We start from the raw sequence: 26,548 nt of genomic DNA, 5'->3' as shown, positions 1-26,548 counted from the left end.
CCTCGGGAGGCGCGTACACGCCATGGGACGTTTGACCACACACGTTTTGGACGCCGCTCACGGCTGTCCCGGCAGCACCATCAAGGTTGAGCTGTACCGCGTCGACGGCGCGCAACTGGAGCTGATCGCCAGCGCCGTGACCAACAGTGACGGCCGCTGCGACGCACCGTTGCTCCAAGGCGACGACTACCGCAGCGGTGTGTACCAGCTGCAATTCAGCGCCGGCGACTATTACCGTGCCCGTGGCGTGCAATTGCCAGAGCCGGCCTTCCTCGACGTGGTGGTGCTGCGCTTCGGCATCAGCGCTGAACAGGATCACTACCATGTGCCCCTGCTGATTTCGCCCTACAGTTACTCCACCTACCGCGGTAGCTGAGCGCCACCCCAAAGCTCTTCGCTGGTTTTTCGCCCGCCCACACGGCGGGCTTTTCATGCCGCTTGCGCGTGCAACTATCTAGCGCCTTTTGCACGGAGGCACTGCCTAGGCTGGGTGTTTTCCTCATGCAGAAGAAAACACCATGACCTCGTCCCCCGATCACGTGAGCGTTTCAGCCGATACCGCTACTGCCGACGACCCGGACCTCGCTGCCCAAGCGCAATCGCAGGCGATTCGCGAGCAGTTGAAACGGCGGATCAATGCCCATACCCATCCCAGTCGCCTGATCAATCAGATCGGTCTTGCCGACGCGCGCTGTATCACCGCGACGCGGACACTGGCACGCCTGATAGGACGCTCGCCCAAAGTCTTGACGGTCATTCGCGCCGAGCTGCGCAAAGCGTTCGAGATGGACCCGGACCACCTGTTGTTCACCGAGCCCAAGCCGCCAGCCGTGCCGCGCAAAGTCGACAGCCTGACCGATCGGGCGCTGGCGTTGCTGGTCCTGCCGACGGTGGTGATCAACGTCAATCAATTCACCACCCTGAGCGTTAAAGACGAGCCGAACCGGCGCTTGCCTTATACGCCGCTGGAAGCACTGCGCCGTGTGATCGCGCTGAGGCTGTTTGAGCGGCTGGCCCATGCGGTCAGCGTCTATTGGGACACCCTGGCGCAGGGTTCCTGGCTCACTCGCCGGGAGCGCTGGGTCGAGTTGCACAAGGCGCTCTTCGCCGACCGGGCGTTTATGGCGCGGCAGCTGGAGCAGCTATCGAGTGCGGCATGGGACATGGTTCAGGCCCTGATCGATGCCCCCACCGCCGAGGCTCGCCAGCGTGCGGGCGGGGCTTGGGCCACGCTGCAAGTGGGGCAGTTGCTGTGGCCGGGTACGCCTCCGGTAGCGATTCCCGGGGTCTTGCATCTTTATCGAGAAGGCGACCCCTGCGAGGCACCGCATGTGGTCTATCTGCCGGGAGAGGGCTGTAACTTCTACGAGTACCCGTCCTACACGGCCCTGCAGGACGGCCTGCTGGTGTTGGACCGGTCCCGGTTCCACGCGCTCTGGCAGTGCTTGCCGCTAAGTCGGCGCAATGACTTATGCCGGCCAACAGTCTTGTCTGCGGCGCACCGCTTTGTTCGCGGCCTGCCGCTGATGGACGACGCGCTGACGCTGTGCGCCCAGGCGTTGCTGACCGGGCAATGGAGCAACGAGCTGGCTTGTGCGGTGAAGATCAATTACGCGCACGTGTTTTCTGAGCAACGGCCTCGGCCTCAGCCGCTGGACGCCGCACCTTTTCTGGCACAGGTGGAGGGGGCGAGGCGGCAACTGGTCGGTGGCGCTCGACTCGGCGTTATTGGCGATCAATTGCTCAACTGGGACCGACAACGACGAGGCGCAGAAATCATCTTCGCCAGCACGGCGTCCGGCCTGGCTCTGCGCGCCGCTGAGCGTCAGGTCAAACGCTACGAAAAAGCGCTGGTTGCGCTGCTGGTCCCGGACGATCCCTGCGCGGACACGCTTGCGTACCAGATAATCGTGGCGCTGGTGGGCCAACTCAAGGCGCATGCCGACGTGCTGAATACACTGATGCGGGATGGGCAGCATCGGTTGCTCGATTTGGCTTTTTGGGCCGAGCGTCCCGACGGCGCGGGTACGCCCAGGCGCGTGTCGCTGTTCATGCGCACCCAAACCGAGGCCCTGCGCTGCGAGGTTGAGTTGCAACACCGGCTCAAGCTGATCAGTACGGCGCATCGCGACCTGATGATCGAAGTGGTGGAACAGCCGTCGCCCAGCCAACGCCTTGGCAGTCAGACCCAAGTACTGTCGATCGCGGTGGGCAGCGAACCGGACGCCTTTTACGCCCTCCATAACGTCTGGGTGGTGACCACGGCCGCGGCGGTAAGGCGCCCGTCGCGCCAGCTCCCGGTGGTGGTGTACGCGTTTGGAATCGAAGGCGGGGTCAAGGCGTTTGCCGGACTGGACGCCTTGACCCAAAGCCTCAAGGCAAGCCTGAGCAGCCTTGACGACTCGGTGCTTTGGGGCTGCGTCGAGCACGATAAGCGGCGTGACTTACGCGCACATGCGGCCTGTGGAACCCTCGGCGTGCGCTACGTTGAGATCAAGGGCAAGCCTGCGCTGGTGGCGCTCAAGAAACTGCTGGGCTGCTACGACCGCTTGAAACAAAGCCGCGAAGACATCACGCGTATTTTCAGTGAAGTGACGGATGCAGAGCTCAGCCGCTCGCTGCTGATGGTCGAGCTGGAAGAACAGCTGAATATTCCGCTCAATGACGCCCTGGGCCAGGCTCTGGCCAACATCGAGCTGCTGCGCACGGCGGCGTCTGACGCGAAGAAACTGCCCACTTGGTTGGCGCACGCGACCCAGGCCCAGCGTAGAGCCTTCAAGCGCTTGCTGCGGCTGTACCTGGGCAGCGCCTTTGCGTTTAAAGGCCGACTTGAGCAACGCCTGCCTGACCTGGACACGTTCGCCCGGCGCGCGTTGATCGCCCGTTTGCGCCAGGACGGTTTCTTCCCGCCGTTGGACATCGACCAACCGTTGATTGATATGCCGGATGATGTCCACGGTGCCTTTTGTGGATGGATCAGCGGCTGTACGGTGGGTGATCGCAACATCGTGCTGACCCCAACCGCAGCGCGCACGACCTTCAGCCTGCTGCAACTGACGCTGCATAACCTCGACCCACTGGCGCCCTGGACCGCTTGGCGATTCAGTCACGCGCGCTATCTGCAACCTGAGTGGAAGCAACGCCTGAATGCCGCTTACTTGACCCGTATGGTGTCCTCGCTGGATATCGGTGGTCAGTACGACACCTTGATCAACCGGGCTTTCTATCCGCGTATTGAAGCCGATCGCGAGCTCAGCAACGGACGGATTCCCGAACTGTTGAATCGCGCCTTGCGCGCGGGCGTTGAGTATCACCTGTTCTGCGCGACTCAGCAGGGGCTGACGGCGACGGCACAAAGCGTATTCAAGACCGCGATGGCGGCCCGCACACCGCAAGACCTGTCGAACAACCAGCACCAGTTGCAGCTGTACGTGGTTCATCTGGTGGGCCACACGATGCAGCATGATCGCTATGTCGCAGGGATCGTGGTGGTGCATGACCGGCGCTCCGAACTGTGCCTGGTTTACTGGCCCGATGCGCCGTCGTCCCTGGTCCTGACCGAGTACGATAGCCTGCAACGGGCCCAGGCTGAATTGAACCGCATCGGCGCGTTACCGGATAACGTCAAGGCGTTGGCGCGACAGGTCGCACCGGGTTGGGCATTCGAGGCGATCCCCCAGCCTGCGGAGGGCGGCGGTGCACACGTCCAGGCTGCAAAAACGCTTAAAGCCATACCGGCTTTTTTCATGGTGAAAGGGATCTGGCGCGGGATCGAGTTTGTTCGTTCGTTCAGCATCAAGCACCTGGAGCCTGCGGCGGTGCTTGAGGAGATCGAAGCCCAAACCCTTGAGCAGATCGCCAGCGATCCGCAGGACTGGCTGGGGTTTGTGGCTACGCCCCACAGCAACGCCGAGGCGTTGCTCTACCACGCCAGCGTGCTGGATTTGCAACGGCGGACTCAAGCCGCCAGCCATTCCGGCAAGGCGTTGGCGAGCTATCGAACCCGCCGTCTGAGTGAGCAGGGCGACACCCGCGCGCGGGCGGTGGTGGGTTTTTTCTCGCCGTTGTACGGGATGTTCAATGACTTCTATGAGTTGCTGCGCGTATCGCGCAGTTATCACCGTTTCGGCGACCCCCACGATGCGGTCGATGTGGGTTTTATGAGCGCCTTTATGGCGATCGACCTGCTGCTGAACTTAATCCCCGGCCCAAAGAAGGTGGGCCGTGCCGGCGCAGGTATTGCGCGGCCGGTGCTGAGGGGGTTGCTGGGGCGCATACATCGTTTGCGGATGACGGTACACAGCGGGGTGTCCCGCACGGCGTCGTCCCCCGTGACCCAGTTGAAAGCCTTGGAGCGGTTCAAAATCAAGGGGGTGCCGGAGGGCGCCATTGCGCTGAAAGGGCCGGGCGAGTCGGGCGTCTATGTGAAAAATGGTGAGCCCTTTGTGGCGGATGACACGCACTATTACCCGCTTTACCGGCGTGGGGACGAACCGGTATTTCGCCTGAAAAACACGCAGGCGCCGGGGCAAGACGAACTGATTTTGCACCTCCATCAGCCCAAGGAATGGTCACTCGGCGCGGACGCCCCGCAACCGGTGGCGGGCACAAGTTCCGGCGTGCTCAACCCATGGCGCGCGCCGCCGACGCCACCGCCGCCCGACTGGTGGCCCGCGACTGCACGGGTTGCTACGGAAGACGCCATTCGCCAGTCATCCACGACGTCGAGCTACTGGTCGAATTGGCGGACTTCACTTCAGAGCCCGGATGCGCCTTCTCCGGTTCCCGAGGTGTTTCATATTGCGTCGGACAGCCGAGGGTTTCCCCACAATGTCCTTCGGGTGGCCCCGCCGAATACCGGCGTGATGGACCCTATGAGCGGCTATTACAGGATGCTCCCTCAGGGTGATCAGGCGCCGTTGGACGGCATCGTGTTTATCCACAGGAATGAGCCAATGGTGTCATTGGCCAGTTTTGACATTGAGCGCTGGACCAGCGTGGATATTCTGGAGCAGCCTTTCCCGGTGACACGTAGCCCTGCGGGTGAATGGCTGGTCCATGCGCCCCTGTTCGATAAGCCTTTGCCGGAGTATGTGGGCGCGGTGTTCCCCACCATGACGCTCTCCAGTCGACAGTTTACCGCCGCAAGGTTGATTGAGTTGGCAGGCCCATCCCGCCCGGCAACGGCCACGCATCTGCTCAATATCCGCGCGACGCTGGACAACTGGTCGCCTCCAGCCCCCGCGAGGGCGGGTCAGACGGATGATTTGCTGAGAATGCTGCGGTCCACCGAAAGGGGCAAAAGAACCTTTCACATCGGTTTTGACGGCAAGGCACCGGGCTTCACTCGCGTCGATTTCAAGGTGACCGACTTGGACCCGGCGCTGCGATCCGGCGGCCGCGAGATGGGACCTCGGCGAGACATTGCACAGTGCGCGGCGATCAAACGTGTGCTGGAACAGCAGGGGTTCAGCGTCGAGGAGCTTCTGGTAAGGCACGGCAACAAGACCACCCGTGATTTATTCGTGACTCATCCTCTTTCCGGTTCAAACCGGGTGTACTACGTGTCCGTTCATTGGCTTGAGCTGGGGTCTATCAAGTTGGAACGCCGGCTGACGGATCGTTGGTTCAATATTGCGATCAGCAATAATCCGACGTCGGTGGCGTTGGCTGCCGTCAAGAGTGCGATGAACGACAAGCGCCTGTTTCGAATCGTAGCGGGCATCCAATGGCCTACTGCAGGAGACGCCCTTCCGAGCGTCTATTTCGCCAAAGTGACCCCGTCCTAGCGGTTGATCAGCGACGCAACGCCAGCGGCCCCGAACAGCCCGGCACTGGTGCGGTTGAACCAGCTCTGGCCGTTGCCGCTGCGCAAATACCGCGCAGCACCGTGGGCGCCAAGACCGTAGGCGAGCTTGCACAGCAGGTCGAGTACGGTCCAGGTGGCGATCATGACGAGCAACTGCGGCAGAAACGGCCGGTCGCTGCTGAGGAACTGCGGCAGGAAGGCGGCGAAGAACAGGATGTCCTTCGGGTTGCTCGCGCCCAGCACAAACGCACGGCCAAACAAGGCGCGAAAACGCGGCGTGGCGACGGCCTGGGGCACCACCGCGCCCCGGGCCGGTTGGCGCGATTGCTGCCAGCTCTGCCAGGCGAGGTAAAACAGGTAGAGCGCGCCGACCATCTTCAAGGCGCTGAACAGCTGTTCCGACGCCAACAACAGCGCGCCCAGCCCCAGTGCCGAGGCACTCAACAGGCAGATCGAGGCAAACACTCCGCCGAGAAACGCCGGGTACGAACGGCGCAGGCCGTAGTTGAGGCTGTTGCTGATCGTCAGCAGCGACAGCGGGCCGGGAATCAGGATCACGATCAACGCCGCGCCACTGAACAGCAGCCAGGTTTCCAGGTTCATTTACAGTGCTCCTTTGATGCCAAAGCCTCACCCGAGGGTGAGGCGGTTTCTTTGTGCGTTCCCGAACTACAGGAAGATAAATTTTGCGATAAAAATCGCGCACAACACCCATAGGCTGATGGAGATTTCGCGGTACTTGCCGGTGCCGGCCTTGAGCGCCACATACGTGATAAAGCCCAGGGCGATCCCGTCGGCGACCGAGAAGGTCAGCGGCATCATGATCGCGGTGACGATAGCCGGAATGCTGTCGGTGGCTTCGTCCCAGTTGATATGGGCCATGCTCGCCATCATCAGCATCGCCACATAAATCAGCGCGCCGGCGGTGGCGTAAGCCGGAATCATGCCGGCCAGCGGCGCGAAAAACATCGCCGCCACAAACAGCACGCCCACGGTCACAGCGGTCAGCCCGGTACGGCCACCGGCGGCGACACCGGCGGCGCTTTCCACATAGCTGGTCACCGGCGGCACGCCGACCATGGCGCCGAATACGCTGGAGGCGCTGTCGGCCTTCAACGCACGGGACAGGTTGTGGATCTTGCCGTCGGCGTTCACCAGACCGGCGCGTTGCGCGACGCCCATCAAGGTCCCGGCGGTGTCGAACATGTGTACAAACAAGAAGGCAAATACCACGCTGATCATGCTCACATTGAACACACCCTTAACGTCCATGGCCAGCCAGGTCGGCGCCAGGCTCGGCGGGGTGGAGAGGATGCCGTTGTAGTGAACCAGGCCCAGGCCCCAGCCGGCGAGGGTCACGGCGATGATGCTGATGAGGATCGCGCCGAACACCCGGTGGTAGCTGAGGATCGCGATCAGTAGAAAGCAGATGGCCGCCAGCAACGGCGCTGGCTCGTGCAGCGAACCGAGCTTGATCAGGGTGGCCGGGCTGTCGACGATGATGCCGGCGGTTTTCAGGCCGATCACCCCGAGAAACAACCCCACACCGGCGCCCATCGCGTGGCGCAGGCTCACCGGAATGCTGTTGAGCAGCCATTCACGGATGCGCGACAGCGTCAGCAGCATGAACAACACGCCGGAGATAAACACCGCACCGAGGGCCGTCTCCCAGGTGTAGCCCATGGTCCCGACCACGGTGTAGGTAAAGAACGCGTTCAAGCCCATGCCCGGCGCCAGGCCCACCGGCCAGTTGGCGTACAGGCCCATCAACAGGCACCCCAGCGCGGCGGCGATGCAGGTGGCGACGAACGCGGCGCCGTGATCGATCCCGGCGTCGGCCATGATGTTCGGGTTGACGAAGATGATGTAGGCCATGGTGATGAAGGTCGTGAGGCCGGCGATCAACTCGGTCTTCACTGTGGTGCCATGCAAGCGCAGTTTGAACAGGCGTTCCAGCCAGCCAGGGTTCGTGAGGGAGAGGTCCGACGGGGCGAGGTCCAGCGGGGCTTCGGATTTGCGGCTATCCACAGCGAGTACTCCTCAAGCATTTTATTGTTATGGCCAGCGCGTAGGCGCTGTGAGGTACTGGCGGGTTTTGTTGACTAATTGGTCAGGAACTCGCACGAAGCGAATTATGCTTTTGTATACAAATAAAGCAAATAATGTTTTCGATTGTCTGCGCAAAAATGGATGAAAGGCTAATTCACCGCACTCAGCGCCAGATTGACCGCCAGCCAGCCGTTCACCGCTTCTTCCCCCGCCTCATTGAAGGCGCGCTGCAACAGCTTCACCTGTTCACGGCGTAAGGATTGCTCGAAGCGCAGGCCTTCGGTGCTCAATTCCAGCAGGCGTTTGCGCTTGTCGGTCTCGGACGCGACGCTTTCGACGAGGTGCATTTCCTGTAATTGGCGCAGCGGCATGTTCAGCGCCTGCTTGCTCACGCCGAGCAATTCCAGCAGCTCCTTCACGCTCAGGCCGGGGTAGCGCGCGATAAAAAACACGATGCGCTGATGCACCCGGCTCAGGCCACGGCGCTCCAGCATTTCGTCGGCCTTGGCGGTGAACGCCTGGTAGCCGAAGAAGAACGCCTCCATGGCTTTTTGCTGGCTGGTTTGGTTTTTAAGGTCAAGCATATTGACGTATCCACTGAAGTCGTCGTAATTTCGGTCAACCAGTTTGACGTATTTCCCACAGGCTTTGCTACCGGTGACCCTATGGCCTTCTCAGAACGTGTTACACGCCTCAAAAGCTCCCTGATCCGTGAAATCCTCGCGGCGGCCCAGCGCCCGGAAGTGATGTCGTTCGCCGGTGGGTTGCCTGCCGAAGCGATGTTGCCCGCGTTGAACTGGGACGACATGCCGTTGAATATCGGCCAATACGGCATGAGTGAAGGCGAGCCGCAGCTGCGTGAATTGCTCGCCGCCGAGGCGCGCGCACTCGGCGTGCCGTGCCAGGCCAGCCAGGTACTGGTGGTCAGCGGCTCGCAGCAGACCCTGGACCTGGCGGCCAAGCTGTATATCGACAAGGGCACGAAAATCCTCTTGGAAGGCCCTACCTACCTGGCCGCGCTGCAGATTTTCCAACTGTTCGGCGCCGAGTGTCTCACCGTGCAACTGGAAGCCGACGGCCCGGACCTGGCCGCGCTGCGCACAAATCTGGAACGCCACCGCCCGGCGTTCATCTACCTGATCCCGACGTTCCAGAACCCGTCGGCCGTGCGTTACAGCGAGGCCAAGCGCGAAGCCGTCGCGGCGTTGCTCGACGAGTTCGGCGTGACCCTGATCGAAGACGAACCCTACCGCGAACTGACCTTCGACGGCGGCAGTGCACAGCCCATCGCCGGCCGTCTGAAAAAGGCCAGTTGGATCTACACCGGTACTGTGTCCAAAACATTGTTGCCCGGCCTGCGCGTCGGTTACCTGATCGCCAGCCCCGACCTGTTCCCGCACCTGCTCAAGCTCAAGCAGTCGGCCGACCTGCACACCAATCGCATCGGCCAGTGGCAGGCGATGCAGTGGATCGGCAGCGAAAAGTATCAACAGCACCTGGTGGAACTGCGCAGTTTCTATCGCCAGCGCCGCGACTCATTCCAGGCCGCATTGGTGCGACATTTCAACGATCTGGCGGACTGGCAGGTGCCCCAGGGCGGATTATTCTTCTGGCTGACCTTGAAACAACCGCTCGATACCCGCACCTTGTTGGCACCTGCACTCGATCAGAACGTCGCGTTCATGCCCGGTGAACCGTTTTTTTCCGAGCCGGACCAGCACCTTGGCTCACTGCGGCTCAATTTCAGTCATATCGACCCGTCCCGTTTGGACGAAGGTCTCAAGCGCCTGGCCGCAGTGGTCCGTCAAGCACAGCACGCGCAAGCGGCATAAGGGGAGCCCCATGTACAAGGTTTATGGCGATCACAAGTCGGGCAACTGCTACAAGGTCAAATTGATGCTCAACCTGTTGGGCATCCCGTATCAATGGGTGGATGTCGACATCCTCAACGGCGGCACCGAGACCCCTGAGTTCCTGGCCAAGAACCCCAACGGCAAGATCCCGGTGCTGGAACTTGAAGACGGCACCTGCCTGTGGGAATCCAACGCGATCCTCAACTTCCTCGCCGATGGCAGCGAGTTTCTGCCCACCGAACCGCGCCTGCGCACCCAGGTGTTGCAGTGGCAGTTCTTCGAGCAGTACAGCCATGAGCCGTATATTGCGGTGGCGCGGTTTATCCAGCTGTATTTGGGCATGCCGCAGGATCGCCTCGACGAATACAACACCAGTCACAAGGGCGGCTACAAGGCGTTGAGGGTGATGGAGCGTCAGTTGCAAAGCACGCCGTACCTGGTGGGCGAACAGTATTCGATTGCCGATATTGCGCTGTATGCCTACACCCATGTGGCGCATGAGGGCGGTTTTGACTTGACGCCTTACCCGGCCGTGCAGGCGTGGCTGAAGCGGGTGGCCAGCCATCCCAAGCATGTGGCCATGCTTGACTGACTCACTCGGTCAACGGTGGGAGGGGGCTCAGTGGTGTGTCGGATAATTGCTCATGCAGTAAGTCGAAACAGCGCTGCGCCGCCGGGCTCAGGCCCATCCCGCTGCGACTGATCAGCCCGATCTCCCGGTTCACGCCGGGATGATCGATGCTGATGCGCTTCAACCCCTCCAGGCTGTCCGCCGCCGACTCCGGCAACACACTGATCCCCAAGCCCTGACGCACCAGCGCCAACACCGTCGACATGTAGTTGGCCTCCATGCCTGCGTTCATCGTCAGGCGTGTCTGATCAAATAACGCCTCGACGTGTTCGCGCACGCTGCTGTCGCGCCCGGTCAGGATGATCGGCTGATCCGCCAGTTGCTCCAGGGTCAACGTCCGATGGCGGGCGAGCGGATGATCCAGCGGTACAAACGCGCACAACCGATCATTGAGCACCGGCACAAACGCCAGCCCGTGGCTCAGTCGTGCGCGCACGCCGATGCCGAAATCCACCTCGCCCGAGCGTACCTGGGCGTGAATGCGGTGGGCCACCAAGTCATGCAGGCGCACTTCGATTCCGCCAAACCGTTCGCGAAACAGGCGCAGCGCGGGCGGCAGGGCGCCTGCGCAGACCGAGGGCAGGGCGGCGATAGTCACCACGCCCCGGCGCAGGGCGGCGAGGTCGCGGGAGCCGGTGACGATGTTGTCCAGGTCCAGCAGCAGTTTTTCCATCGGCCCGCGCGCCTCCTGGCCGGCGGCGGTGATGCTCACATGTCGCGGGCTGCGGTCGAGCAGGGCGACGCCGAGCCAGTCTTCCAGTTGCTGAACTTGCACGGTGAGCGCGGACGGCGACAGGTGCAGTTCGTTGGCCGCCTTGGTAAAGCTGCCGGTGCGCGCGACGGCGAGGAAGGCGTGGATGTGTTGGATTGAATTCTTCATTTTGTTTTTCCGAACACCAGCGGGTGAATATTCCAATTTACAAAGTCTAACGCGCTTCCAATACTCCAGGGAAAACAATAACCGGCCACCAAGGCCGCTCTGGAGTAACCCATGCTCGCTACCCTGGGTGTCATTACCATCCTTTGCTTGCTCGCTGCCGTCATGAGCAAACGCCTCTCGCCCCTGGTTGCGCTGATCGCCTTGCCGATCATCGCCGCGCTGCTCGGTGGGTTCGGCCTGCAAACCAGTGCCTTCGTCATTACCGGTATCAAGAACGTCGCGCCGGTGGTGGGCATGTTTGTGTTCGCGATCCTGTTTTTCGGGATCATGACCGATGCCGGCATGCTGGACCCCATCATTGATCGCATCCTGCGCACAGTAGGGACGCGCCCGACACGCATTGTCGTTGGCACCGCGACCCTGGCCCTGCTGGTCCACCTCGACGGCTCCGGCGCGGTGACGTTTCTGGTGACGGTGCCGGCGATGCTGCCGCTGTATACGCGGCTGGGCATCGACAAACGCATCCTCGCCTGCGTCTGCGCGATGGCCGCCGGGGTCAACTTCCTGCCGTGGACCGGCCCGGTGCTGCGCTCGTCGGCGGCGTTGCATGTGCCGGTGGCGGATCTGTTCCAGCCGCTGATCCCGGTGCAGATCGTCGGCTTGATCTTCGTCTTCGCCTGCGCCTGGTGGCTTGGCCATCGTGAGGAAAAACGCCTGGGCCTGGGCGCCGGTTCGACGGTGGACGCGATGCCGCAACGGGTGCTCAGCGACGACGACATCAAGCTGCGTCGCCCACGGCTGTTCTGGGTCAACCTGCTCCTGACCGTGCTGGTCATGGTGGTGATGATTGCCGGCTGGGTCGACCCGGTGGTGATGTTCATGCTCGGTACCGTGGTCGCGCTGTGCATCAACTACCCGAATGTCGACGCCCAGCGTGCACGCATCGACGCCCACGCAAAAACGGCGCTGACCATGGCCAGTATCCTGCTCGCCGCCGGGGTGTTCACCGGCATCATGCAAGGCACCGGCATGCTCAAGGCGATTGCCGAAGTGGCGGTGGCGCAGATTCCGGCTGGCCATGGCAAGTTGATCCCGGCGGTGGTGGGCTTTATTTCCATGCCGCTGAGCATGTTGTTTGACCCTGATTCCTACTATTTCGGCGTGATGCCGGTGATCGCCGAAGTCGGCAAGGCCCTGGGCGTCGACCCGCTGCAAGTGGCCCAGGCCTCGTTGCTCGGCGTACACACCACCGGTTTCCCGGTCAGCCCGCTGACCCCCGCGACCTTCCTGTTGGTGGGCCTGTGCAAGATCGAACTGGCCGATCACCAGCGCTTCACCATTCCGTTTCTGTTCGCCGCGTCGGTGTTGATGACCCTGACGGCGTTGCTCTTGGGAGTGTTTTGAGATGAAAACCTTGCGCATCGGTTCCGGCGCCGGCTACTCCGGCGACCGTATCGAACCTGCCGTGGAATTGGCCGAACTTGGCGACCTGGATTATCTGGTTTTCGAATGCCTGGCCGAACGCACCATCGCCTTGGCGCAACAGGCGCGCATCAGCGATCCACAGGGCGGGTATGACCCGCTGCTGAGTGAACGCATGCGCCGGGTGCTGCCCTTTGTGGGCGAGCATGAAGGTCGTCGGCGCTTGCGGGTGATCACCAATATGGGCGCGGCCAACCCGGTGTCGGCGGCCCGTGAAGTGCGGCGCATCGCCAGCGAACTGGGCCTGGCCCTCAAGGTCGTGGCGGTGGTGGGCGATGATGTGCTCGACGTGTTGCGCCCCGAGCAGGTGTTGGATAACGGCCAGACGCTCGGCTCGCTGGGCGCGCGGCTGATTTCCGCGAACGCCTACCTGGGCGTCGACGGCATTCTGGATGCGTTGCACGCCGGGGCCGATGTGGTGATCACCGGGCGTGTGGCCGACCCCTCGTTGTTCCTGGCGCCGCAGATGTTTGAGTTTGGTTGGGCGGCGCACGATTGGCCGCGCCTGGGGCGGGGCACGCTGGTCGGGCATTTGCTCGAATGTGCGGGGCAGGTCAGCGGTGGTTATTTCGCCGATCCCGGGTTCAAGGACGTGGATGACCTGGCGCGCCTGGGCTTCCCCTTGGCCGAGATCGATGCCGAGGGTAACGCCGTGATCACCAAAGTGAGCGGGTCCGGCGGGCGCGTCAGCCGCGCCACGTGTACTGAGCAACTGATCTACGAAGTGCATGACCCGGCGGCATACCTGACGCCGGACGTGACGGCCGACTTTTCCCGCGTGAGCTTTGTCGAGGAAAGCGTCGACCGGGTACGCGCCCAGGGCGCTGCCGGACGGGCGCGGCCAGAGCGGCTGAAAGTCAGCGTGGGTTATCTGGACGGGTGGATCGGCGAGGGGCAGATGTCCTACGGCGGCCCGGGCGCCGTCGCACGCGCCCAACTGGCGCGGGAAGTGGTGCTCAAGCGTCTGGAACTGATGGGCGTGAAGATGCAGGACGTGCGCGCCGAGTTGATCGGCATGGACTCGCTGCACGGCCCGCGCAGCAGCGTCGAGCCGTGGGAAGTGCGCCTGCGCGTGGCCGCGCGTTGTGAAGAGCGCAGCGAAGCGGTGCGGGTTGGCAATGAAGTGGAAACCCTCTACACCAACGGCCCGTCCGGCGGCGGCGGTGCCAGCAAGAGCGTGCGCCAGGTGGTGGCGGTGGCATCGTTGTTGTTGCCGCGCGGCGCAGTCAACCCGAGGATCGAAGCATGAAGCTGCATACCCTGGCCCATTCCCGCACCGGGGATAAGGGCGACACCTCGAATATCTCGATCATTGCCTATCGCGCCGAGGATTATCCGCGGCTCTGCGAACAGCTCACGGCCGAGCGTGTGGCGGCGTTCTTCGCCGGTTTGTTGGAACCGGGAGCGGCGCCGGTACGGCGCTATGAGTTGCCCAATGTCCAGGCGCTGAACTTCGTGTTGCCGGGGATCTTGCGCGGCGGTGTGACCCGCTCGCTGGCGCTGGACGCCCATGGCAAATGCCTGGGTTCGGCATTGCTGGATCTGGACCTGGATTTGCCAACACCGAACTAAATGTGGGAGGGGGCAAGCCCCCTCCCACATTGGATCGGCGCAGGTCTGTCAGATGGCGGCGAAACGCTTGTCCAGGTGATCAATGATCACCCTTGGTTGCCGGGCATCTTGCGCGGCGGAGTGACCCGCTCGCTGGCGCTGGACGCCCATGGCAAATGCCTGGGTTCGGCATTGCTGGATCTGGACCTGGATTTGCTAACACCGAACTAAATGTGGGAGGGGGCTTGCCCCCGATGAGGGCGTGTCAGTCGCCGAATACATCAACTGACACTCCGCGATCGGGGGCAAGCCCCCTCCCACATTGGATCGGCGCAGGTCTGTCAGATGGCGGCGAAACGCTTGTCCAGGTAATCGATGATCACCTTGGAGTCATACATCCAGGTGGTTTGGCCATTCTCTTCGATGCGCAGGCACGGCACTTTGATCTTGCCACCTTGTTCCAGAAGGGCCTGGCGATCCTGTTCGTTGTTCTTCGCATCCTTCAACGCTACCGGCACATTCAGGCGATGCAGGGTACGACGGGTCTTCACGCAGAACGGGCAAGCGTGGAACTGATACAGGGTCAGCTCTTTGGCGGCCGCGTTGACCTGCGCCTGCTGCTCGGCGGGGCGCTGCTTTTTGCGTGGGCGGGTAATGTAGTCGCCCGCGATGATGACGTGGCCGAGGCCCACTCGAAGTGCTTTGACGAACATGGCTGAAACCTCTTGCCCAGAACAGAGGGCCGCATCTTACTTGATTTACGGGGGCGAAAAAAAACCGGCGATGAACGCCGGCTTTTTCCTACCCGACCGGTTACTTGATCAGGCTGAGGAACTCGCTGCGGGTCGCCGCGTTTTCGCGGAACTCACCCAGCATCACCGAGGTGATCATCGACGAATTCTGTTTCTCCACACCGCGCATCATCATGCACATGTGCTTGGCTTCGATCACCACGGCCACGCCCAGCGCGCCGGTCACTTGCATCACGGCATCGGCGATCTGGCGGCTGAGGTTTTCCTGGATCTGCAGGCGGCGCGCATACATGTCGACAATTCGCGCGACTTTCGACAGGCCCAGCACTTTGCCGCTCGGGATATACGCGACATGGGCCTTGCCGATAAACGGCAGCAGGTGGTGTTCGCACAGCGAGTACAACTCGATGTCCTTGACCAGCACCATTTCACTGTTGTCGGAGCTGAACAAGGCACCGTTGGTGACTTCTTCCAGTGTCTGTTCATAGCCGCGGCAAAGGTACTGCATCGCCTTGGCGGCACGCTTTGGCGTGTCGAGCAGGCCCTCGCGGGTAACGTCCTCGCCGAGTTGGCCGAGGATCGCGGTGTAATTCTGTTCCAGGGACATGAAACTACCTGTGGGATTTTCGCAAAGCGCAAGGGTACGGTGGCCGACACATCGCTGCAAGCCTGACGATGGCACTTGTTACTCGTCGCGCCCTTCCATCATGGTGCGCTTGAGCATCACGTACACCGCGCCCGCGCCACCATGGCGGGCCTGGCAAGAGGTAAAGCCGAGCACCTGGGCATGCTGGCGCAGCCAGGTGTTGACGTGGCTCTTGATCATCGGCCGCTTGCCGTCCAGGCGCACGGCCTTGCCGTGGGTGACGCGCACGCAGCGGATTTCGAACTTGGTGGCTTCGGCGAGGAATGCCCAGAGGGTTTCCCGGGCTTTTTCCACATTCATACCGTGCAGGTCGAGGCTGCCTTCGAACGGAATCTGGCCGACCTTGAGCTTGCGCATCTGGCTTTCCTGTACGCCGTCGCGGGCCCACATCAACTCGTCTTCGGGGCCGACGTCGATGACGAACTGGTCCGACAGACCGTCCACGGTGGTGGCATCGGTGCGCACGGTCGCGGCCTGGCGCAGCTTGGCGATCTGCGCCCGGTCAGTCTTGGGTTTGCCGGTCTCGGCGCGGTCGTGCTTGATCGGCTTGACGCCGCGCAGCTCGTTTTTGAACAGGGAAAAATCGTCGTCTTGCATGTCAGCCTCCGCGAGGGGCGGGCAGTTTACCTAAATCGCGGCGGCCGGGGCGCAGGAAACGCTATCCAAGCGCCATCAGTCGTGCTTTTTCATCAAGTGCGAGGCGATGTTCAGCTCCAATGGCTGGCGCATCCGGCGACGGCTGCGGCGCCACAACCACACGCCGAACCACAGCACCAACAGGCCGATCACCAACAGAATCGCCGAGCCGCCGGGGCTGGCATTCAGTTCGCCCAGCGCCGGGGAATGTCCCGACAAGCCAGCGCCGCCGGCGACCGCCAGCAGCACACCTATTATCGCCAGCAGCGCGGCAATGCCGGTTGCCAGGCGCAGACGCCAGTTGCTCGGGCCCTTGGAGCGCAAGCGACGAGCATCAAAACCATCGGATATCTTCATTCCGACCTTTCCTCCAGGGTATCGGCCCTTCGACCGGAAGATACACAGGTTGTTCCTGTGCCAGAGGTAATTGCAGCAAATGACAGGCATTTGCAGATGAGCGGGGCCTTGAATCGGCCGCGCCGCTCATCCCAGGGCAATCAGATCAGGTCTTTGGTCAAGGCGAGGGTGGCGAAGTTGTCGGCCATGATGGCCATTTCGGTTTGTTGCACGTGCTCGGCACTCAGGACGCCGCCCTTGTACGGCAGGTCGCGGGTGGCGCAGGCGTCTTCCACCAGGGTGCAACGAAAGCCCAGGTTCTTGGCGGCGCGCACGGTGGTACTGACGCTGGAGTGGCTCATGAAACCGCAGACGATCAGGTCCAGAGGACCGAGGTCCTGCAGGTGTTTTTCCAGGCCGGTGCCGTGGAACGCGCTGGGCAGCAGTTTACCGATGATGGTTTCGTCGCCCATAGGCTCCAGGCCGGGAATGAACTCGCCGCGCTCGCCTTGTGGGTCAAACAGGCCGCCCACGGTGCCCAGGTGGCGCACATGCACAATTGGGCGACCGGCGTTGCGCGCCGCGGCGACCAGTTGCTTGATATTGCCGACCGCCGCGTCCATGCCCGTGAGGGCGAGTGGACCGCTGAGGTATTCCTTCTGCGCATCGATGATCACGAGGGTCGCATGGCTGAGATTGGCAGCCGCGTAACCTCGACCGCTGATTTGAAACATCGTCTTTGGAACGGACATTCTGGGGGCTCCTGTGAGGGGGGCTTTTGCGCCATTGTCCACTGGCTGAGCGGTTCTGTGAATCGCTACCATCGTAAGCTACGCCGTTGCTGGCGTGCAGCCATGTCAAGAGGTGCGCTTGTTTGACGCGATGATGGCAAATTGGATGAAATCCGACATACGGCTGAGGCTTTTCGTACATCGTCGGTACAGACGAAGGCTGTTAGAATCGCCAGTCGTTTTTTCCAGGAGTCTGCCCCCGTGATCACTTCCCGCCTGCGCACCTTGCGCGACCATATCCGTTGGGCTGTCAGCCGTTTCCATGGGGAAGAGCTGTTTTTCGGGCATGGTACCGACAATGCCTGGGACGACGCCCGGCAATTGGTGCTCGGCGCCTTGCATCTGCCCTGGGAAATCGCCGACAGCTACCTCGATTGCAACCTGGAAGAAGAGGAAGTCGCCCACCTGCAACGGCTGCTCCACCGTCGCATCCATGAGCGGGTGCCGACAGCCTACCTGATTGGCGAGGCTTGGTTCTGCGGCATGTCGTTTATCGTTGACGAGCGCGTGCTGATCCCGCGCTCACCGATCAGCGAACTGATCGAAAACCGCTTCGAACCCTGGCTGGACCAGCCGCCGGCACGCATTCTTGACCTGTGTACCGGCTCTGGTTGCATCGGCATCGCCTGTGCCTACGAGTTCCAGGACGCCGAAGTGGTGTTGGGGGACGTGTCGTTTGAAGCGTTGGAAGTGGCCAACCAGAACATTGAGCGCCATGGCGCCGACGAGCGTGTGTATACCGTTCAGGGCGATGGCTTTGATGGTTTGCCAGGCCAGCGCTTCGATTTGATCGTGTCCAACCCGCCGTATGTGGACGCTGAAGACTTCGCCGACATGCCGGACGAGTACCAGCATGAACCGGAACTGGGCCTGGCCTGCGGCGACGATGGCTTGAACCTGGTACGGCGGATGCTGGCCGAGGCGGCGGACCACCTGACCGAGAAGGGCTTGTTGATCGTCGAAGTGGGCAACAGCCAGGTGCATGTCGAGGCGCTGTACCCGGAAGTCGACTTCGCATGGCTGGAGTTCCAGCGCGGCGGGCACGGGGTGTTCATGCTCACGGCGGAGCAGTGCCGCAACCATCAGGCGGTATTCGCCGCCAGGGTTTAACCGACCCGTGTGGGAGGGGGCTTGCCCCCGATGCGGGCGTGACAGTCACTGAATGCATTGACTGATGCACCGCTATCGGGAGCAAACCCCCTTCCACATCACCGGTGGGTGGCAATCCAGATCAACAACCCCGCCTGAAACACGGTAAACGCCACCAGACAGGTGATGGTGAAGCGCAGCCCGCTGTCCTCACGCTTGAACTTGGTGACCTTTTCCTCTTCCTTGCGCAGCTTCACCTCCTGCTCCATCAGGTTCTGCTCGGCCTGTTGCAGCATTTGCGCGGCTTCAAGGATTTCCACGAACTGCACTTTCTCGGTGTTCCAGCTATCGAGCACGTCGCTGACCTTGCCGGGTTGCACGTTGCCCTTCAGATGCTGCACGTCGGCGTAGGCCACATCAAAACCCTGGATACGCAAGAAATGATCGCGGCGCAGGCGTGTGGCTTCGTTTAGGGCGTCCTTGTTGGACAGGTCCACACCGTCGACGCGGTAGTGCGACCACTTCTTCTTCGCCCACGCGGCGCCTTGGGCGACCAGGAAGCGGCCGATGCCACGGTTGGCCGGTTCGATTTCGAGGCTATTGCCCGGGCCGAAATGCACGCGGTGTTTAGCGTGATCGACCCAGATATCCAGGTGATTCTGCTCGCGGCGCACCCTTTGTCCCGGCAACTGGATGACCATGCGCAGCAGGCTGTGATGCTGGTCATGGCGCTCGACATAGCCAAATTGCACGAACCGCAAGGGCCGTACCCCGGTGGCGCGGTCGGTGGCCAGAGGCGCCAGACGCAGCATTTTGAAATGTTCGGCCTGCACGTCCGCCCACGGCAGGGACGCCGCGTCGACGACCTCGGTGTGTTCCGCCGGGGTGTCGGCGGTAGGTTCTGGTGTTGCTTCGGTGTTAGTCATGCGGCGCGATCCTGTCCTAGCCCAGCCAATCGACAGGCTTTTTGCTGTCGACGTTGGGCTTATCGGCCGTTTTTCCCAGTACTGGAGGCAATTAGTCGGTTAACGGGGTTGAAGTCCGTCGATAAAGCGCACCAGGCGGGTTCCCAGCTCGGCGGCGAGGGGCAATTGCGGGTCGTTGTAGGACGCCAACTGTTGCTTCACCTCATTGGGCACGATGCGCATCACATGGTTCATGCCTTCGATCACCGTCAGTTCGGCATCGGGCTTGGCGCTCTTCAATTGTCGGGCATCGCCCACACCCACCTGGAAATCGTGGGTGCCCTGGATGATCAGTGCCGGCATGCGCAACTTGGCAAAGGCGGCCGAAGGATCGGCGCGAAACAGGCTGATCAGATACGGCTGCACGCTGGGTCGGAAAATGCCCAGCAGTGGGTCAGGCACATCGGCATCCACTTGGCCTGCCTTGAGGTGGTCGAGGATTTCATTGCTGCGCAACTGCAGGGCCGGGGGGAGATGACCGGCCAGTTGCTGGCGGATCACCTGGTCGACCGGGCGGGCGCTGCCGGACAGGGAAATCACCCCGGCCGGGTCGAGTTGCGGTGCCGCCAGCGCAGCCACCAGCGCGCCTTCGCTATGGCCCAGCACGATCAGCGGGCCCATGCGCTTGTCGGCTTGGAGCAGCTTGCCCCAGGCCACGGCGTCGGCCACGTAGGCGTCGAGGGTCAGGTTGCGTTCATCGGGGGTGGCGGCCAGGCTGGCCGCCACACCGCGTTTGTCGTAACGCACGCTGGCGATGTTATGCCGAGCCAGGACCCAGGCCAGGCGCTTGAGACTGTCGTTGCGCGCGCCGTCGGCACTGTTGCCGTTGCGGTCGGTCGGGCCGGAGCCGGCAATGATCAGCACCACCGGCACCGGTTTGTCGGACTGCGGCAGCAGCAGCGAGCCGAACAGCTCGCCGCTGCCGGTGTCGAGGCTGATGGGCCGTTGCAACACCACGGGGGACGCGGCATGGGCTACGGCAGTCAACAGGGTGAGGGTAAACAGCAAAACTCGAAGCATCATCGCGCCATCATTGAGGAGGTGCCGGTTCGACCAACGTCTACCGGGAAGGTTTCGAGGATGAACTAGTCGGTTGGCCCGCGTATACTGGCGCGCTTGGTTATCACCTCTGAGTGATTACAACTGATTTCACGGAGCGCCCTGCATGTCCGGCAATACCTTCGGCAAGCTGTTCACTGTCACCACCGCGGGCGAAAGCCATGGCCCGGCGTTGGTCGCCATTGTCGACGGCTGCCCGCCCGGCCTTGAGCTGTCCCTGGAAGACCTGCAGCGTGACCTCGACCGCCGCAAGCCCGGCACCAGCCGCCACACCACGCAGCGCCAGGAACCCGATGAAGTCGAGATCCTCTCCGGCGTGTTCGAAGGTCGCACCACCGGCTGCGCCATCGGCCTGCTGATCCGCAACACCGACCAGAAGTCCAAGGACTACTCGGCGATCAAGGACCTGTTCCGCCCGGCCCACGCCGACTACACCTACCACCACAAATACGGCGAACGCGACTACCGTGGCGGCGGCCGCAGCTCGGCCCGCGAAACCGCGATGCGCGTGGCCGCCGGTGCCATCGCCAAGAAATACCTGGCGACCCAGGGCATCGTTATCCGTGGCTACATGAGCCAACTGGGCCCGATCGAAATCCCGTTCAAGACCTGGGACAGTGTCGGCGACAACGCCTTCTTCTGCCCCGACCCGGACAAAGTGCCTGAGCTGGAAGCCTATATGGACCAGCTGCGCCGCGACCAGGATTCCGTCGGGGCGAAAATCACCGTGGTCGCCGAGGGCGTGAAACCGGGCCTCGGCGAGCCGATCTTCGACCGCCTGGACGCTGAACTGGCCCACGCGCTGATGAGCATCAACGCCGTGAAAGGCGTGGAAATCGGCGCCGGGTTCGCCTGCGTGTCCCAGCGCGGCACCGAGCATCGCGATGAACTGACCCCGCAGGGCTTCCTCAGCAACAATGCGGGCGGCATCCTCGGCGGTATTTCCTCCGGTCAGCCGATCGTTGCGCACCTGGCACTCAAGGCCACGTCGAGCATCACCACGCCGGGCCGTTCGATCGATGTGTACGGCAACCCGGTGGACGTGATCACCAAGGGCCGCCACGACCCGTGCGTCGGCATCCGCGCCACGCCGATCGCCGAAGCGATGATGGCGATCGTGTTGATGGATCACCTGCTGCGCAACCGTGGGCAAAACGCCGATGTGCGCGTGAGTACCCCGGTGCTGGGCCAGCTGTGACGGTGTGTGGCGAGCGAGCTTGCTCGCGTGGGGCCGCGAAGCGGCCCCTTGCATGACGCCAGCCCTCCCGTACTGGCGACTCTCCAGCTTCTACCTCTTTTACTTCGCCCTGCTGGGGGCAACGGCGCCGTTCCTGGCGCTGTACTTCGATCACCTGGGGTTCTCCAGCGCGCGTATCGGCGAGCTGGTGGCCATCCCCATGCTGATGCGCTGCGTGGCCCCCAATCTGTGGGGCTGGCTGGGCGACTACACTGGCCGGCGCCTGGCCATCGTGCGCTTTGGCGCGGTGTGTACCCTGGTGAGTTTTGCGCTGATTTTCGTCAGCAAGACCTACGCCTGGCTGGCCCTGGTCATGGCCCTGCATGCGTTCTTCTGGCATGCGGTGCTGCCGCAGTTTGAAGTGATCACCCTGGCCCACCTGCACCAGCAGACCTCGCGTTATAGCCAGATCCGCCTGTGGGGCTCCATCGGGTTCATCCTCACGGTGGTGATCATGGGTCGCCTGTTCGACTGGCTGAGCCTGGATATTTACCCGGTAGTGGTCGTGGTGATCATGGCCGGGATCATTGCTGCCAGCCTGTGGGTGCCGAATGCGCAGCCGGCGAACCACGGCCCGCGCCTGGCCGGCGAAGGCTTCCTCAAGCAGTTGCGCAGCCCCGGCGTCCTGGCGTTTTATGCCTGCGTGGCGTTGATGCAAATGAGCCATGGCCCGTATTACACCTTTCTCACCCTGCACCTGGAACACTTGGGCTACAGCCGTGGCGTGATCGGCATGCTGTGGGCCCTCGGGGTGGTGGCGGAAGTGTTGATGTTCCTGGGCATGAGCCGCATCCTCACGCGCTTTTCGCTGCGCCGGGTGTTAATGGCGAGTTTCCTGTTGGCGGCGCTGCGCTGGTTGTTGCTGGGCGCGTTCGCGGAATTTTTCTGGGTGCTGCTGTTGGCGCAGGTGATGCACGCGGCCACCTTCGGCAGCTTTCATGCGGCGGCGATTGCCTTTGTGCAACGCAGCTTCGGCCCCCGCCAACAAGGCCAGGGCCAGGCGTTATACGCGGCCTTGGCCGGCACCGGCGGCGCGCTGGGTGCGTTGTATTCCGGTTACAGCTGGAACCTGTTGGGGCCGGCCCTGACCTTCAGTATCGCCAGCGTTGCGGCCCTGGCCGCCGCCCTTATCATCGGCTTTCGATTGCACGAGCAGAACCAAGGAACTGTCCTATGAGTTATGTAGCTGTTTACCACGTCTCCACACCGGATACCCCGAACAAAGTCCTGACCCACTTCGAGGATGTCGTGTCGACCCTGGCCGAGCACGGCGTGCGATTCGAGCGCTGGCAGCCCGCCGTTATTGAAAAAGGCGCGGACGACGCCGCCATGATCGCAGCGTACCGGCCGCAGATCGACGCCCTCGGCTATGCCAGCGTCGACGTGCTGCGTGTCCCCGGCGATCCTGCGCAGAAGGCGGCATTGCGCGATCAGTTCCTCGCCGAGCGCCGTTGCAGCGAAGATGACGTGCGCTTTTTCATCGCCGGCCAAGGCCTGGTTGCCTTGCACATTGGCGACTATGTGTACGGCGTGCGCTGTGAGAAAAATGACCTGTTGGTGATCCCGGCCGGCATGCCTCATTGGTTCGATATGGGCGAGAACCCACATTTTGTGATGTTGCGCCTGTCCCATACGGCAAACGGTGGGGTGTCTGAGTTCACCGGGGACGATATCGCTGCCGGTTTTCCAGGGATGGATGACTAGTCTTAATCGACTTGAATGTTCAACCCCGGCAAGTTGGAATTTGTTGTGGGAAAAGGCCTATTTACCTGTAAGGCCTGGCTGTTTATCACCGGCCTTACGCTCTAACGCTCTGCATTATGTAACTCTCTCCGGCCTCAATGTTTATATCGCCTGTCAATAGGAGGAATCCGAAAGGCGATAAGCATCAACCAATAAGAAGGAGAGAAAGCGATGAGTGATCCAGAGGCGTCAGGTACGCCGTTCAGCGTGCCCATCGATGCCAGAAAGCGTCTGGCCCTGTCCGGCAAGCCCCTGACCCGGACCGAGTTGGAGATCTTGCGCTGGGCCTCCGAAGGCAAGACGATCTGGGAAATCAGCCGGATTCGTGAAACGTCCCAAGCCGCAGTGAAATTCCACCTACGTAACATCTACGGCAAGTTACAAGTCAACAATCGTGTACAAGCGATGAATGAAGCGGCCCGCTTGGGCTTGTGTTGAGTTCATAAAAAAGGCCGCGACGCTTAATGGCGTCGCGGCCCTTTTTTATGGGTGGCTTATGCCGAGTGGTAAGTCGGCAGGGCAAAGCGGTTCTGGCTTTGCAGCATCGAAATCTGCGGCAGGTCGCTGGCTTGTTCGGCCAGGTCGCGGCGAATGGCGCTGATTACCCAGGTGAGTTGATCGGCCGTGTGCAATTGCTGGTAGGAGATCGAACGCTTGACCTGCTTACCTTCGCTGTTGCGCAGGGTCAACAGGATACCGCCGTCCGGGCGTGGCTGAGTGGTGACGTCGTATTGGGAAAATACTGAGGCGAATTTATCTTGGATCAGGCTCATGTCTATCAGCTCCGTTGGCTCAAGTTGGCAAGCATGGAGTGATAGGTGCAGTGATTGTGCCACCTCACTACTTTACAATAAGTCTTTAAAAATCAATCAGTTGTGAAAAATTGAGATTTTTGATTTCGTGCAATTTGCATGAGTGGCCATCATGCATCCTGCATTTTGCGCTATTCGATCCGGTCAGGCGGGCGCATCGTTACTCATAAGGACTGTGGATGTGTCGCTAAATTCCCTGTTTGTCGGTTGCCTGTTGCCGGCCCGGGATACAAAACATTTCAAATCCCGCGTGTACAGCCTAAGAACGGCTGGCGTATTTTCCCGTGAGCATGTGGCTTGCTGCCTACAAAAGTGCCGGAGCTTCTGGTCTCCACGAAGAATAAGAAAAAGGACGTTCCTCTATGAACCCTCCGCAAAACGACATGATTACCTGGAGCATGCTGCTGCGTAAGGTGCCCGCCATCGTCCGGGCCTTGCCTCGGGTAGTCCGCGGCATGCGTGCCGCCAATGTCACCGACCCCGCGCAGCCCTGTGGCCTGGGCTGGCATTTCGAGCAAGCGACCCTGCGCAACCCTGACGGCGCTGCGTTGTTGTATGGCGACAGCGTGCTTAGTTACCGCGACGCCAATCAGCGTGCGAACCGCATCGCCCATCACTTGCACCGCCAGGGCATCCGCAAAGGCGATGTAGTGGCGTTGTTTATTGAAAATCGCCCCGAATTGCTGCTCAACGTGCTGGCCGTGGCCAAGCTGGGCGGCATCTGCGCCATGCTCAATACCGCGCAAACCCAGGCGGCGCTGGTTCACAGCCTGAATCTGGTCAACCCGGTGGCGATTGTGGTGGGGGCGGAATTGGTGGCGGCCTACACGGCGGTGCGCGAGCAAGTGGCGATCGAGACGGACCGCACCTGGTTTGTCGCGGATCAACACAGCAGCGCCGTGCCTGCTGGCTATGTCGACCTGATGGCCGCCAGTGCCGAGTGCGCGGTGGACAACCTGGCCAGCTCCCGGCAGATCTTTTTCAACGACCCATGCTTCTATATCTACACCTCCGGCACCACCGGCTTGCCCAAGGCCGGCATCATGAAACATGGCCGCTGGACCAAAACCGCCGTCAGCTTCGGCAGCATCGCCCTCGACATGGGTCCCGCCGACGTCCTGTATTGCACCTTGCCGCTGTACCACGCCACTGGCCTTTGCGTGTGCTGGGGCTCGGCGATTGTCGGCGCGTCGGGGTTTGCGATTCGCCGCAAATTCAGCGCCAGCCAGTTCTGGGACGATGTGCGCAAGTTCAACGCCACCACCCTGGGTTATGTCGGTGAGTTGTGCCGTTACTTGCTCGACCAACCCGCCAACGTCCAGGATCGTGACAACCGCGTGACCAAGATGGTCGGCAATGGCCTGCGGCCCGGCGTATGGGCGCAGTTCAAGCAACGCTTTGGCGTCGAGCATATCTGTGAGCTGTATGCCGCGAGTGACGGCAATATCGGCTTCACCAATGTGTTGAATTTCGACAACACCATCGGCTTCTGCCTGCAGCACTGGGCGCTGGTGGACTACGCCCACGACAGCGGTGAGCCACTGCGTGGCGCCGATGGCTTCATGCGCAAGGTGCCAACGGGCGGGCAGGGCCTGCTGCTGGCCAAGATCGACGAAAAGGCGCCGTTCGACGGCTACACCGACCCGGAAAAGAACCGCAAGGTGGTGCTGACCGACGTGTTCGAAAAGGGCGACCGTTACTTCAATACCGGCGATCTGCTGCGCAGCATCGGTTTTGGCCATGCGCAATTTGTCGATCGCCTGGGGGACACCTATCGCTGGAAAGGTGAAAACGTCTCCACCACCGAGGTCGAGAACATCCTGCTGCAACACCCGCAGATCGCCGAAGTGGTGGCCTACGGCGTCGAGATCGAAAACACCAATGGCCGCGCCGGCATGGTCGCCATCACCCCCAGCGAATCCCTGGCCGCCCTGGATATGCGCGAGTTGCTGCAATTCGCCCATGGCCAGTTGCCGCACTATGCGGTGCCGCTGTTCCTGCGGATCAAGATGAAGATGGAGACAACGGGTACGTTCAAGTACCAGAAAGTGCGGCTCAAGGAGGAAGCGTTCGACCCGGACAAGGCGGGCAACGACCCGGTGTACGCCTGGTTGCCCGGTTCGGACAGTTACGTGCCCGTTACCGGCCAGTTGCTTGCGCAGATCCAGGGCGGTCAGTTCCGCTATTGATTCTGCCTATGGCCGCTTTCGACAAAAAAACCATGACA

General features: G+C 61.8%; 25 protein-coding genes and 1 pseudogene. 14 read left to right on the top strand and 12 right to left on the bottom strand.

The window, feature by feature from the left end; genetic code table 11:
• The first annotated feature begins 22 nt into the window (after nt 1-22).
• Together uraH and MOQ67_RS22340 are read left to right on the top strand one after the other, a co-directional pair.
• Nucleotides 23-376 (top strand): hydroxyisourate hydrolase, encoded by a 354-nt coding sequence (gene uraH, locus MOQ67_RS22345; protein ID WP_198717272.1) that lies wholly within the window; start codon nt 23-25, stop codon nt 374-376.
• 142 nt (nt 377-518) lie between these two features.
• On the top strand, nt 519-5,789 hold the full coding sequence (locus MOQ67_RS22340; RefSeq protein ID WP_448675562.1) for a dermonecrotic toxin domain-containing protein: 5,271 nt from the start codon (nt 519-521) through the stop codon (nt 5,787-5,789).
• Here MOQ67_RS22340 and MOQ67_RS22335 read toward each other — a convergent pair.
• The 3 genes from MOQ67_RS22335 to MOQ67_RS22325 all read right to left on the bottom strand — a co-directional run bounded on the left by MOQ67_RS22335 (nt 5,786) and on the right by MOQ67_RS22325 (nt 8,442).
• On the bottom strand, nt 5,786-6,412 hold the full coding sequence (locus MOQ67_RS22335) for a LysE family translocator (RefSeq protein WP_198717274.1): 627 nt from the start codon (nt 6,410-6,412) through the stop codon (nt 5,786-5,788). The genes MOQ67_RS22340 and MOQ67_RS22335 overlap by 4 nt on opposite strands.
• 66 nt (nt 6,413-6,478) lie before the next feature.
• Complete coding sequence (locus MOQ67_RS22330; protein ID WP_232925556.1) at nt 6,479-7,810, bottom strand: NCS2 family permease; 1,332 nt, start codon at nt 7,808-7,810, stop codon at nt 6,479-6,481.
• 197 nt (nt 7,811-8,007) lie between these two features.
• Nucleotides 8,008-8,442, bottom strand: a complete 435-nt coding sequence (locus tag MOQ67_RS22325) for a MarR family winged helix-turn-helix transcriptional regulator (protein ID WP_198717276.1) — start codon at nt 8,440-8,442, stop codon at nt 8,008-8,010.
• Between the two features lie 81 nt (nt 8,443-8,523).
• Between MOQ67_RS22325 and MOQ67_RS22320 the strand changes: the two genes are divergently transcribed.
• Both MOQ67_RS22320 and MOQ67_RS22315 read left to right on the top strand, forming a co-directional pair.
• Nucleotides 8,524-9,690, top strand: a complete 1,167-nt coding sequence (locus MOQ67_RS22320) for an aminotransferase-like domain-containing protein (RefSeq protein WP_198717277.1) — start codon at nt 8,524-8,526, stop codon at nt 9,688-9,690.
• Nucleotides 9,691-9,700: 10 nt separating this feature from the next.
• Nucleotides 9,701-10,303 carry a glutathione S-transferase family protein gene (locus MOQ67_RS22315; protein ID WP_198717278.1) on the top strand — a complete coding sequence of 201 codons (603 nt, stop codon included), beginning with the start codon at nt 9,701-9,703 and terminating at the stop codon, nt 10,301-10,303.
• Between the two features lies 1 nt (nt 10,304).
• On the opposite strand, the gene MOQ67_RS22310 is transcribed toward MOQ67_RS22315, so the two are convergent.
• Nucleotides 10,305-11,222, bottom strand: coding sequence for a LysR family transcriptional regulator (locus MOQ67_RS22310; RefSeq protein ID WP_198717279.1), 918 nt, complete (start codon nt 11,220-11,222; stop codon nt 10,305-10,307).
• Between the two features lie 111 nt (nt 11,223-11,333).
• On the opposite strand from MOQ67_RS22310, the gene MOQ67_RS22305 reads away from it, so the two are divergent.
• The 4 genes and pseudogenes from MOQ67_RS22305 to MOQ67_RS22290 form a co-directional block, all read left to right on the top strand.
• A complete protein-coding gene (locus tag MOQ67_RS22305; RefSeq protein WP_198717280.1) occupies nt 11,334-12,626 on the top strand; it encodes a CitMHS family transporter in 1,293 nt (430 codons plus the stop codon).
• 1 nt (nt 12,627) lies between these two features.
• A complete protein-coding gene (locus MOQ67_RS22300; RefSeq protein WP_198717281.1) occupies nt 12,628-13,953 on the top strand; it encodes an acyclic terpene utilization AtuA family protein in 1,326 nt (441 codons plus the stop codon).
• Complete coding sequence (locus MOQ67_RS22295; RefSeq protein WP_198717282.1) at nt 13,950-14,276, top strand: AtuA-related protein; 327 nt, start codon at nt 13,950-13,952, stop codon at nt 14,274-14,276. Before MOQ67_RS22300 ends, MOQ67_RS22295 begins: the two co-directional genes overlap by 4 nt.
• A 96-nt stretch (nt 14,277-14,372) precedes the next feature.
• Nucleotides 14,373-14,486, top strand: a pseudogene (locus MOQ67_RS22290) (AtuA-related protein); the annotation flags it as partial.
• Nucleotides 14,487-14,596: 110 nt separating this feature from the next.
• Here the strand turns inward: MOQ67_RS22290 and MOQ67_RS22285 are convergent.
• From MOQ67_RS22285 to MOQ67_RS22265, 5 genes are all read right to left on the bottom strand, one after another.
• Nucleotides 14,597-14,968 (bottom strand): glutathione S-transferase N-terminal domain-containing protein, encoded by a 372-nt coding sequence (locus tag MOQ67_RS22285; RefSeq protein ID WP_198717283.1) that lies wholly within the window; start codon nt 14,966-14,968, stop codon nt 14,597-14,599.
• A gap of 100 nt (nt 14,969-15,068) precedes the next feature.
• Nucleotides 15,069-15,614, bottom strand: a complete 546-nt coding sequence (gene folE / locus MOQ67_RS22280) for a GTP cyclohydrolase I FolE (RefSeq protein ID WP_017845839.1) — start codon at nt 15,612-15,614, stop codon at nt 15,069-15,071.
• 78 nt (nt 15,615-15,692) lie between these two features.
• A complete protein-coding gene (locus tag MOQ67_RS22275; protein ID WP_198717284.1) occupies nt 15,693-16,250 on the bottom strand; it encodes a Smr/MutS family protein in 558 nt (185 codons plus the stop codon).
• Nucleotides 16,251-16,325: 75 nt separating this feature from the next.
• Nucleotides 16,326-16,646 (bottom strand): hypothetical protein, encoded by a 321-nt coding sequence (locus MOQ67_RS22270; RefSeq protein WP_198717285.1) that lies wholly within the window; start codon nt 16,644-16,646, stop codon nt 16,326-16,328.
• Between the two features lie 140 nt (nt 16,647-16,786).
• Complete coding sequence (locus MOQ67_RS22265; protein WP_198717286.1) at nt 16,787-17,377, bottom strand: cysteine hydrolase family protein; 591 nt, start codon at nt 17,375-17,377, stop codon at nt 16,787-16,789.
• A 240-nt stretch (nt 17,378-17,617) separates the two neighbouring features.
• Between MOQ67_RS22265 and prmB the strand changes: the two genes are divergently transcribed.
• Complete coding sequence (prmB, locus tag MOQ67_RS22260) at nt 17,618-18,526, top strand: 50S ribosomal protein L3 N(5)-glutamine methyltransferase (protein WP_198717287.1); 909 nt, start codon at nt 17,618-17,620, stop codon at nt 18,524-18,526.
• 98 nt (nt 18,527-18,624) lie between these two features.
• On the opposite strand, the gene MOQ67_RS22255 is transcribed toward prmB, so the two are convergent.
• Together MOQ67_RS22255 and MOQ67_RS22250 are read right to left on the bottom strand one after the other, a co-directional pair.
• Complete coding sequence (locus tag MOQ67_RS22255) at nt 18,625-19,431, bottom strand: hypothetical protein (protein ID WP_198717288.1); 807 nt, start codon at nt 19,429-19,431, stop codon at nt 18,625-18,627.
• 99 nt (nt 19,432-19,530) lie between these two features.
• On the bottom strand, nt 19,531-20,493 hold the full coding sequence (locus tag MOQ67_RS22250; protein ID WP_253397638.1) for an alpha/beta hydrolase: 963 nt from the start codon (nt 20,491-20,493) through the stop codon (nt 19,531-19,533).
• A gap of 142 nt (nt 20,494-20,635) precedes the next feature.
• Between MOQ67_RS22250 and aroC the strand changes: the two genes are divergently transcribed.
• The 4 genes from aroC (at nt 20,636) to MOQ67_RS22230 (ending at nt 23,947) form a co-directional block, all read left to right on the top strand.
• Nucleotides 20,636-21,727: a chorismate synthase gene (gene aroC, locus MOQ67_RS22245; protein ID WP_198717289.1), complete on the top strand. Its 1,092-nt coding sequence runs from the start codon at nt 20,636-20,638 to the stop codon at nt 21,725-21,727.
• Between the two features lie 52 nt (nt 21,728-21,779).
• Nucleotides 21,780-22,943, top strand: coding sequence for an MFS transporter (locus MOQ67_RS22240; protein ID WP_198717290.1), 1,164 nt, complete (start codon nt 21,780-21,782; stop codon nt 22,941-22,943).
• On the top strand, nt 22,940-23,470 hold the full coding sequence (locus MOQ67_RS22235) for an acireductone dioxygenase (protein ID WP_198717291.1): 531 nt from the start codon (nt 22,940-22,942) through the stop codon (nt 23,468-23,470). Before MOQ67_RS22240 ends, MOQ67_RS22235 begins: the two co-directional genes overlap by 4 nt.
• 210 nt (nt 23,471-23,680) lie before the next feature.
• Complete coding sequence (locus MOQ67_RS22230; protein WP_198717292.1) at nt 23,681-23,947, top strand: response regulator transcription factor; 267 nt, start codon at nt 23,681-23,683, stop codon at nt 23,945-23,947.
• Nucleotides 23,948-24,003: 56 nt separating this feature from the next.
• Here MOQ67_RS22230 and MOQ67_RS22225 read toward each other — a convergent pair whose 3' ends face one another.
• A complete protein-coding gene (locus MOQ67_RS22225; protein WP_048721059.1) occupies nt 24,004-24,282 on the bottom strand; it encodes a DUF3509 domain-containing protein in 279 nt (92 codons plus the stop codon).
• A 401-nt stretch (nt 24,283-24,683) separates the two neighbouring features.
• On the opposite strand from MOQ67_RS22225, the gene MOQ67_RS22220 reads away from it, so the two are divergent.
• Nucleotides 24,684-26,510, top strand: coding sequence for a long-chain-acyl-CoA synthetase (locus MOQ67_RS22220; protein WP_198717293.1), 1,827 nt, complete (start codon nt 24,684-24,686; stop codon nt 26,508-26,510).
• The last annotated feature ends 38 nt before the right edge of the window (nt 26,511-26,548 follow it).

Source organism: Pseudomonas sp. LY-1 (assembly GCF_053502595.1).
The sequence above is the reverse complement of the archived record's forward strand: the minus strand, read 5'-3'. Positions and strand labels throughout refer to the sequence as shown.

What these genes read in the sequence shown, in the direction of transcription:
- uraH (WP_198717272.1), top strand. Translation starts at nt 23, where the DNA reads ATGGGACGTTTGACCACACACGTTTTGGACGCCGCTCACGGCTGTCCC.
- MOQ67_RS22340 (WP_448675562.1), top strand. Translation starts at nt 519, where the DNA reads ATGACCTCGTCCCCCGATCACGTGAGCGTTTCAGCCGATACCGCTACT.
- MOQ67_RS22335 (WP_198717274.1), bottom strand. Translation starts at nt 6,412, where the DNA reads ATGAACCTGGAAACCTGGCTGCTGTTCAGTGGCGCGGCGTTGATCGTG.
- MOQ67_RS22325 (WP_198717276.1), bottom strand. Translation starts at nt 8,442, where the DNA reads ATGCTTGACCTTAAAAACCAAACCAGCCAGCAAAAAGCCATGGAGGCG.
- MOQ67_RS22320 (WP_198717277.1), top strand. Translation starts at nt 8,524, where the DNA reads ATGGCCTTCTCAGAACGTGTTACACGCCTCAAAAGCTCCCTGATCCGT.
- MOQ67_RS22315 (WP_198717278.1), top strand. Translation starts at nt 9,701, where the DNA reads ATGTACAAGGTTTATGGCGATCACAAGTCGGGCAACTGCTACAAGGTC.
- MOQ67_RS22310 (WP_198717279.1), bottom strand. Translation starts at nt 11,222, where the DNA reads ATGAAGAATTCAATCCAACACATCCACGCCTTCCTCGCCGTCGCGCGC.
- MOQ67_RS22305 (WP_198717280.1), top strand. Translation starts at nt 11,334, where the DNA reads ATGCTCGCTACCCTGGGTGTCATTACCATCCTTTGCTTGCTCGCTGCC.
- MOQ67_RS22300 (WP_198717281.1), top strand. Translation starts at nt 12,628, where the DNA reads ATGAAAACCTTGCGCATCGGTTCCGGCGCCGGCTACTCCGGCGACCGT.
- MOQ67_RS22295 (WP_198717282.1), top strand. Translation starts at nt 13,950, where the DNA reads ATGAAGCTGCATACCCTGGCCCATTCCCGCACCGGGGATAAGGGCGAC.
- MOQ67_RS22285 (WP_198717283.1), bottom strand. Translation starts at nt 14,968, where the DNA reads ATGTTCGTCAAAGCACTTCGAGTGGGCCTCGGCCACGTCATCATCGCG.
- folE (WP_017845839.1), bottom strand. Translation starts at nt 15,614, where the DNA reads ATGTCCCTGGAACAGAATTACACCGCGATCCTCGGCCAACTCGGCGAG.
- MOQ67_RS22275 (WP_198717284.1), bottom strand. Translation starts at nt 16,250, where the DNA reads ATGCAAGACGACGATTTTTCCCTGTTCAAAAACGAGCTGCGCGGCGTC.
- MOQ67_RS22270 (WP_198717285.1), bottom strand. Translation starts at nt 16,646, where the DNA reads ATGAAGATATCCGATGGTTTTGATGCTCGTCGCTTGCGCTCCAAGGGC.
- MOQ67_RS22265 (WP_198717286.1), bottom strand. Translation starts at nt 17,377, where the DNA reads ATGTCCGTTCCAAAGACGATGTTTCAAATCAGCGGTCGAGGTTACGCG.
- MOQ67_RS22255 (WP_198717288.1), bottom strand. Translation starts at nt 19,431, where the DNA reads ATGACTAACACCGAAGCAACACCAGAACCTACCGCCGACACCCCGGCG.
- MOQ67_RS22250 (WP_253397638.1), bottom strand. Translation starts at nt 20,493, where the DNA reads ATGATGCTTCGAGTTTTGCTGTTTACCCTCACCCTGTTGACTGCCGTA.
- aroC (WP_198717289.1), top strand. Translation starts at nt 20,636, where the DNA reads ATGTCCGGCAATACCTTCGGCAAGCTGTTCACTGTCACCACCGCGGGC.
- MOQ67_RS22240 (WP_198717290.1), top strand. Translation starts at nt 21,780, where the DNA reads ATGACGCCAGCCCTCCCGTACTGGCGACTCTCCAGCTTCTACCTCTTT.
- MOQ67_RS22235 (WP_198717291.1), top strand. Translation starts at nt 22,940, where the DNA reads ATGAGTTATGTAGCTGTTTACCACGTCTCCACACCGGATACCCCGAAC.
- MOQ67_RS22230 (WP_198717292.1), top strand. Translation starts at nt 23,681, where the DNA reads ATGAGTGATCCAGAGGCGTCAGGTACGCCGTTCAGCGTGCCCATCGAT.
- MOQ67_RS22225 (WP_048721059.1), bottom strand. Translation starts at nt 24,282, where the DNA reads ATGAGCCTGATCCAAGATAAATTCGCCTCAGTATTTTCCCAATACGAC.
- MOQ67_RS22220 (WP_198717293.1), top strand. Translation starts at nt 24,684, where the DNA reads ATGAACCCTCCGCAAAACGACATGATTACCTGGAGCATGCTGCTGCGT.